Source organism: Actinacidiphila oryziradicis, from assembly GCF_005047355.1.
Taxonomy (GTDB): domain Bacteria; phylum Actinomycetota; class Actinomycetes; order Streptomycetales; family Streptomycetaceae; genus Actinacidiphila; species Actinacidiphila oryziradicis.
Genome location: NZ_SUMC01000035.1, coordinates 83,742 through 90,487, shown reverse-complemented (window position 1 = coordinate 90,487; position 6,746 = coordinate 83,742). Strand labels below are relative to the sequence as shown.

Annotated in this window: 7 protein-coding genes; 3 read left to right on the top strand and 4 right to left on the bottom strand. The window is 71.9% G+C overall.

Features of this window, described 5'->3' with window-relative positions; genetic code table 11:
* Window positions 1-277: 277 nt before the first annotated feature.
* The 3 genes from FCI23_RS30515 to FCI23_RS30505 all read right to left on the bottom strand — a co-directional run bounded on the left by FCI23_RS30515 (window position 278) and on the right by FCI23_RS30505 (window position 3,258).
* Window positions 278-829 carry a universal stress protein gene (locus tag FCI23_RS30515; RefSeq protein ID WP_136727171.1) on the bottom strand — a complete coding sequence of 184 codons (552 nt, stop codon included), beginning with the start codon at window positions 827-829 and terminating at the stop codon, window positions 278-280.
* A 230-nt stretch (window positions 830-1,059) separates the two neighbouring features.
* Window positions 1,060-2,622: a Na+/H+ antiporter gene (locus tag FCI23_RS30510; protein WP_136727170.1), complete on the bottom strand. Its 1,563-nt coding sequence runs from the start codon at window positions 2,620-2,622 to the stop codon at window positions 1,060-1,062.
* A gap of 201 nt (window positions 2,623-2,823) precedes the next feature.
* Window positions 2,824-3,258, bottom strand: a complete 435-nt coding sequence (locus FCI23_RS30505; RefSeq protein WP_136727182.1) for a MarR family winged helix-turn-helix transcriptional regulator — start codon at window positions 3,256-3,258, stop codon at window positions 2,824-2,826.
* 47 nt (window positions 3,259-3,305) lie between these two features.
* On the opposite strand from FCI23_RS30505, the gene FCI23_RS30500 reads away from it, so the two are divergent.
* From FCI23_RS30500 to FCI23_RS30490, 3 genes are all read left to right on the top strand, one after another.
* A complete protein-coding gene (locus tag FCI23_RS30500) occupies window positions 3,306-4,049 on the top strand; it encodes a dienelactone hydrolase family protein (RefSeq protein ID WP_136727169.1) in 744 nt (247 codons plus the stop codon).
* Between the two features lie 2 nt (window positions 4,050-4,051).
* Window positions 4,052-4,318: a DUF6295 family protein gene (locus tag FCI23_RS30495; RefSeq protein WP_136727168.1), complete on the top strand. Its 267-nt coding sequence runs from the start codon at window positions 4,052-4,054 to the stop codon at window positions 4,316-4,318.
* 157 nt (window positions 4,319-4,475) lie between these two features.
* The gene (locus FCI23_RS30490; RefSeq protein WP_136727167.1) at window positions 4,476-5,042 is read left to right on the top strand and encodes a Uma2 family endonuclease; all 567 of its coding nucleotides are present in this window, start codon (window positions 4,476-4,478) and stop codon (window positions 5,040-5,042) included.
* A 29-nt stretch (window positions 5,043-5,071) separates the two neighbouring features.
* On the opposite strand, the gene FCI23_RS30485 is transcribed toward FCI23_RS30490, so the two are convergent.
* Complete coding sequence (locus FCI23_RS30485; protein ID WP_246144204.1) at window positions 5,072-6,610, bottom strand: N,N-dimethylformamidase beta subunit family domain-containing protein; 1,539 nt, start codon at window positions 6,608-6,610, stop codon at window positions 5,072-5,074.
* Window positions 6,611-6,746: the final 136 nt, after the last annotated feature.

Sequence of the window (6,746 nt, the reverse complement as noted above, 5' to 3'; positions counted from 1 at the left end):
CACTTCTACGGCCGCTTCATGATGCAGCCCACACCCGGCGCAGTCCCGCCCCTGCAGGCACGCCTGGTCGCGGCGACCCTCGCCGACCAGGTCGGCGCGGCCCTCGACACGTCGCGGACCGCCCGCGGCGGAAGCTGAGGCGCCGGCGCGTCCGCAGCGAAAGCTGAAGCGCGGACCGCCCCCGGCGGAAGCCAAGGCGCGGACCGCCCCCGGCGGAAGCCAAGGCGCGGACCGCCCGCGGGCCGGACCTGGGCCGGACGGGGCGGACCGTTATCCGCTATCCGCGCGGCAGCCAGGGAGCGTCGTCGCGGAGTCGCCGGGGGTGCAGCGGCAGCCGCCAGGCGTTGCGGCGGTGAACAGCGTCGAGGTCGCGCCGCAGCGGGGGCGGCGGCACGGCCAGCACCGGGCATGTCGCGTGCACCAGGCAGTAGCAACTGGTCGAGGGCCTCAGCACTCGGCGCAGCAAGCCGTGCTGACCGGCACCCACCACCAGCAGGTCGTCCTCCCGGTCGGCGGTCCGGACCAGCATCTCGCCCGCCGGCCCGCGCAGGACCTGGGTCAGCAGCCGGCCCCCGATCCAGCCATGGCCGAGGGCCGTGTCCAGCGCGGTGCTCAGCCGCTCCTCGGCCAGGCGGCGGCCCTCGGCAAGCAGCGGCGGGAGTGGGGCACGGCGATAGGCGGACTCACCGCCCACCGGCTCCCAGGCCAGCACCGCCAGCACATCCGCGTCGGTATGGCGGGCCTCGGCCATCGCACGGTGCAGCGCGGCAACGCTGCCCAGCGAACCGCTCACGCCCACCACGATGCGCCCGCTGCCGGTCTCGTCCATCGGTGCTACCGCTCCCTCTCGGAGTTCTCGGAGTGCGCCTCCCTGGGACACCCGCTGGGGCCCGCCTGGGCCGTGTCCGGCACCGCCTGGCGCAGATCACGGTCGCAGAGCCCCGGCGGGTGTACTTCGTCCACCGAAACGCGACCGCGGGCCGAGAGCCACCGTCCTGACGAGCCTTTGACGCGGGACAGCGCCGGATTGACGGATCCCTGACTCCGGCCCACCGGTATTCACTCGCCGAGCCCGACGTCCTCCAGGTCCAGCGTGCGCTGGATGCGCCTGCGCGTGGTGTCACTGATCCGGTGCTCGTCGTAGAGCCGTTGCAGCTCGGCGGACTCCGCCTCGATCAGTGCCCGCCGCATCGCGCGATAGGCGGTGGCGGTCGAGTCCGCCGGATCCGCGGCCTCGTCCAGCTGGGCCCTGGCGTGGTCGAGACGGGCCTGCAGCCCCCGGCGCAGCTGGTCCACGACGACCTCGGGCGCGGCCTCCAGTTCGGCGAGCTGCTCCAGCTGGGTGAGCCCGGCGCGGGCGAGGCTGTCGCGGGCGTTGGCCTCTTCACGTTCGGTGTGCGCGGGTTCCAGGGCGATGCCGGAACGGCGGACCACCGGTGCCAGCGTGAAGCCCTGGAGGACCAGGGTGAAGACGACGACCGCGGTGGTCAGCACCAGCACGAGTTCCCGCTGTGGAAGCGGCGTGCCGTCGTGAGCGGTGAGCGGGATGGACAGAGCCGCGGCCAACGGCAGGACGCCGCGGGTACCGGCCCAGGAGAGCACGGCGGGCACCCGCCAGGTCACCGGGCCGATGCCGCGCCGGCGCTGCATGGCGGCCGAGAGCGGGAAGACCCAGACCATCCGGACGGTCAGCAGGGTCCCGGCCACGGCGAGCGCCTGCAACGGCCACGCGTGCCCCTCAGCGCCGAGATCGCGGATCAGCGAGGGGAGTTCCAGGCCGATGATGGCGAAGACCACGCTCTCCAGCAGGAAGACGACGGTGCCGTAGACGGCGTGCACCTGCAGTCGGATGGGCGCGTTGGTGAGCCGCTGTGCCTGGCCGCCGAGGACGACCCCGGCGACCACCACCGCGGTCACCCCGGAGGCGTGCACATCCTCGGCCAGGACGTACGCCGCGTACGGCGTGACCAGCGCGATCACCGTCTCCAGCACGGGGTCCTCGGTACGACGACGGATCAGCGCCACCAATCCGGCCACAACTGCCCCGACCAGCGCCCCGCCCCCGCCCAGCAGCACGAACTCACCGGCGGCCGTGCCGCCCGAGAGCGCCCCGCCGGCCACAGCGGTACCCACGGCGACCTTGAACAGCACCAGGCTGGTGGCGTCGTTGAACAGACTCTCCGCCTGCACCATCATCTGGACGCGCGGCGGCAGCGCGAGCCGCCGCCCCAGCGCGGTCACCGCGACCGGGTCGGTGCTGGCCAGTACGGCACCCAGGACGAAGGCCGTCGTCCCGGAGAGCGGAGTGATCGCCGCCGCCACCGCGCCGACCGCGGCGGCCGAGGCCAGCACCAGCCCGAAGGCGAGCACGGTCACCGGCCGCCATACGCGCCGCAGCTCCCGCCAGGAGATCTCCTCCGCCGAGGCATAGAGCAGCGGCGGGAGCACCACCAGATTGATCACCTGCGGAGATACCCTGAAATCCCTCACCCAGGGCAGCAGGCCGACGCCGATACCGGCGATGACCAGCAAGGACGGCGCCGGGATACGCCAGTGACGGGCCCCCGTCGCCACGGCCGTCGCCAGGGCGACCAGGAGCAGTACTGCGGTCAGATCGGTCATGGCGCGTCCCCCGGGTCGTCAGAACTGGTCGTGTTTGACCTACCGCCGACCAGGCTTCCCGGCACTCCTAGGCCAGTCTAGTGAATCTCTGACGTCGGGGATCTCCTCTGCGCCCGCCACCCGGAGGGGCCGAGGTCGAGTACGTAGAGCCCGGGAGCCAGCCCGGGAGCCAGCCCGGGAGCCCCGGGGATCCCACCGCCGTCAGACACGACGGCTGAGCCTTTCCAGGAGGGGGATCGCGGCGGCCAGCTGCCCTCGCTCGGCAGGGGTGAGCTCCTCGGTGATGGCCCGGGTCAGGCGCCGCGCCTTTTCCCGGCGGAGCCCGCGCAGCGCCTCCAGCCCTGCGTCGGTCAGCGATACGACAACGCGGCGGCCGTCGTGCGGGTCCGGGTCGCGGGCCACCAGCCCGCGTTCCCGCAACGCGGCGACGATCGTGCCCATGGACTGCGGACGGATGCCCTCCCCGGCCGCCAGCTCGCTCGGTGTCGCCGGGCCCTCGCGGTCCAGCCGTACCAGCACCGAGGTCTGTGACAGGGTGAGCTCGCCGTCCAGATGCACCTGGCGGAGCCGGCGTACCAGTGGCCCCAGGCAGGCGCGCAGTTCCGCCGCCAGACGTGCCGCGTCCTCGTGGATCATCACGGTCGACAGTATAGACTTATCAGCCAAGACTTATAATGGGAACCATGAGCGATTCCCTAACCGCGACAACAATCCGGTTCACCGGTCACGACGGCGACGAGATCGAGGCGTACCTCGCCCGCCCGGAGGGCGAGGAGCGACGCGGCGGCGTCGTTGTCATCCACCACATGCCCGGCTACGACCGGGCCACCAAGGAGATCGTCCGTCGGTTCGCCGAACTCGGCTATGACGCGATCTGCCCCAATCTCTACCACCGCGAAGCGCCGGGCGCCGCTCCGGACGATGCGGCCGCGACCGCTCGGGCCAACGGCGGCGTGCCGGACCCCCGTCTGCTCGGCGACGTCGCGGGCGCCGCGGCCCATCTGCGTGCGCTTCCCAGCTCCAACGGGAAGGTCGGCGTGATCGGCTACTGCTCCGGCGGGCGGCAGTCCGTACTGGCGGCCTGCAACCTGGACGTGGACGCCGCGGTGGACTGCTACGGCGCCTTCGTCACCGGCACCCCGCCGGAGGGCTTCCCGCTGAAGGTCACCAACCTGGTCGACCAGCTGCCCGGGCTGCGTGCGCCGCTGCTGGGTCTGTTCGGCGCCGACGACAAGTACCCCGGTCCCGAGCAGGTGGCGGAGCTGGAGCAGATCCTGTCCGCCCACAACAAGGACTTCGACTTCCACAGCTACGAGGGCGCCGGCCACGCCTTCTTCACGGTGGACCGTGTCCGCTACAACGTGGCGGCGGCCAACGACGGCTGGGAACGGATCACCGCCTTCTACGCCAAGCACCTGGGAGCTTGAACATGTGCACCTACACCACCGTCAAAGACTCCGTCGACGGCAGCGCCAAGGGGCCGGGCGGCTCCTGGTTCCACGTGTCGGATGTGACGGTGTACTTCGACCACCCCGTACACGCCATGGCCGAACACACCCTCAACATCGACTTCGCCGATCCGTCCAAGGGCCCCTCGGCCCGGGTCGCGCTGGAGCTGACCGCGCAGTCCGCCCGGCAGCTCATCGCGGCCGTCCAGGAAGCCCTCGCAGCGGTCCCCGCCGAACTCGCCGCCTGACGCGGTCGGAGGCCGCACCGCCCACCGCCCCCTGACCCGGCGGGCCCGGCCGGCGCAGCCTCCGAGGGCGACGGTGTTGCCGCTCCGGCCCAACCGCTCGGAGTACGCTGAGCTCAGCCGCGCCAGGCCCGTCGAGCATGCTCAGGGGAGGTACGCCATGACCGCCGAGATGGTCGCGCCCGCATGGATGCACGCTCCAATCACCGCCGAGCAGTACGCCTCCTGGTCCGAGGAGCAGTGCGCGGGAATCGAGATCGTGGACGGGATGGTCGTCGTAAGCCCCAGCGCGTCCAAGCGGCACAATCGCCTGGCCCGGATCCTGGCGAACGCCCTGGACTCCGCCGCGGGTCCGGAATGGAACGCCGACGCGGACTTCGATGTTCGCCTGCAGGACGTGCCCCTCAGCAACCGCCGTCCGGACGTCGTCGTCTACCGCGCGGACACCATCGACATCACACCCACCCGGCCCGAACATGTACTGCTGGTCGTCGAGGTCGTCTCACCCGGCTCGGAAACCACCGACCGGATCGTGAAGGTGGACCAGTACGCCAAGGCCGGCATCCCGTTCTACTGGCGTATCGAACAGGCCGCCACGGGTGTCCCGCTGGTGTACACCTGCGTTCTCGACCCGGCGAGCAGGGACTACCGTGACAGCGACGTGTTCACCGGCACGGTCAAGACAGTGGCGCCCTTCTCCCTGGAAATCGACCTCACCACGATCTGACCGCCGGCCCGCCGACCCGCCGGACCAGTTCACCAGAGATTGTGGTGGGCCCAGATCGGGTCACCCGCGTAGGGGTGATGGGCGTCGAGGTTGTCGCGGGCCGGGTGACGATGGCCGACGGGGCCCTCGGCAAAGGCGCGCAGGAGGTTCTCCGTCACCCGTCGCGTGAAGGCGGCGGTGGCCGGGGGGATGCCGTGGGCGCCGTCTCCCTTCAGCGACTCGACCCATCGCATGGTGCCGGCATTGAACGTCCCCGCCCCGGCGGGCACGGTGTAATACGCCGAGTTGGCGAAACTGCGCACACCTCGGCAGACCAGAGGGGAGTGGGCGAGGATCTCGATCGGCCGGGGCGTGTTCGAGCCGCCGTCGACCCGGTCGTACTCGGTGCCGACCAGATTCGCGAAGCGGGTGTCGCGCGTGACGCCGGTGCCCGCGAACAGCCAGTGGCCGGGCTCGGCGACCACATAGGCGGCGCTCGTGCCGTTCGACTCGTACAGGGTGCCCGTGAGCGAGTTCTCCGGGCGGGCGTGCGGGGGCTCGCGCCAGTCGGCGGTAACGGCCGCGTCGTCCTTGCCGTGCATCGGATCGTGCGGCCAGTCGGTCTTGTAACAGACCACCAGCCGCCTGTCCCGCCCGGCGGAAGGCTCCAGCCGGATGCGGCGGAAGCAGGCGTTCGCGCCGAGGAACACCAGGTTCGCACCCGCGTCCCGGGCGGCGGTCACCCGGTCACGGATCGCCGGGGACCAGTACTCGTCATGGCCCAGCGAGACCACCGCGCGCGCCCCGGCCAGCAGGTGCGGCTCACGGTCGAGGTCCATGCTCGTCACATACGCCAGCGACAGCCCAAGGCTCTCGGCCAGGGCGATGGCGGGCTGCTCGTACGTGGTGAACAGGGGCGCGCCGTCGCCGTCGTACGGACGGTCGCAGCTGACCGCCAGTGAACGCCCCGCATAGTCAGCCTTCCCGCCCGGCCCGTGGTACAGGCTCCGGCCGCCCCAGGCGTTGTACGCCTGCCAGGTCGCCACCGCGTTCACCAGGACCAGCCGGCCCGCCGTCTGCCGGGACCGCACGGTGACCGGCACATAGCGCTGCTCCCCGGAGCCGGCGGTGAGCCGTACGAGGTACGCCCCCTCGGGCCAGCCACGGGTGGAAACCCGGGTACTCGGCCGCCAGCCCGCCGCCGACACCGTACGGGTCGGCCCTGCGGGATCCGGCACCGGCTGGGCCGCCCCCGGCAGGTGCCCGGATGACCACACCTTGCGGGCCTGGGCACCGCCGTACCAGCCCATCCGGAACGCCTCGGCACGGAACGGGCCGCCCGTGGTGGAGACATACAGCCCGAACGATTCGCCCGGCAGCACACTCACCCGGTCCGCGTATCCCTCGATCGCCCGGTCGGCTCCTCCGTCCCGCAGGCCCCAGTCGCGGTCACCGGGGCGGTCGTTCTCCGACACGGGAGCGGCGTCCGCAGTACGGCCCGGGGGCGCCGAGCACCCGGCGGCGACGGCTCCCGCGCCCACCGCCGTACCGAGAAAGCGCCGACGGTCCCACTCCGACCTGCCACCCACGCACGCCTCCTCACCTCACCGGAAGAGATTCACGGCAGAACCCACCATGGGGTATTCCCCACCGAACCCGGATGTGGCGCGCCGATCGGGCAATCTGTACGCGGCGGCGTTCAGGGGCGCCAAGGTCGCGCTGCCC

Bases quoted from the DNA above. Each gene is read 5' to 3' on its own strand.
- FCI23_RS30515 (WP_136727171.1), bottom strand. From the start codon at position 829: ATGGACGAGACCGGCAGCGGGCGCATCGTGGTGGGCGTGAGCGGTTCG.
- FCI23_RS30505 (WP_136727182.1), bottom strand. From the start codon at position 3,258: ATGATCCACGAGGACGCGGCACGTCTGGCGGCGGAACTGCGCGCCTGC.
- FCI23_RS30500 (WP_136727169.1), top strand. From the start codon at position 3,306: ATGAGCGATTCCCTAACCGCGACAACAATCCGGTTCACCGGTCACGAC.
- FCI23_RS30495 (WP_136727168.1), top strand. From the start codon at position 4,052: ATGTGCACCTACACCACCGTCAAAGACTCCGTCGACGGCAGCGCCAAG.
- FCI23_RS30490 (WP_136727167.1), top strand. From the start codon at position 4,476: ATGACCGCCGAGATGGTCGCGCCCGCATGGATGCACGCTCCAATCACC.
- FCI23_RS30510 (WP_136727170.1), bottom strand. From the start codon at position 2,622: ATGACCGATCTGACCGCAGTACTGCTCCTGGTCGCCCTGGCGACGGCC.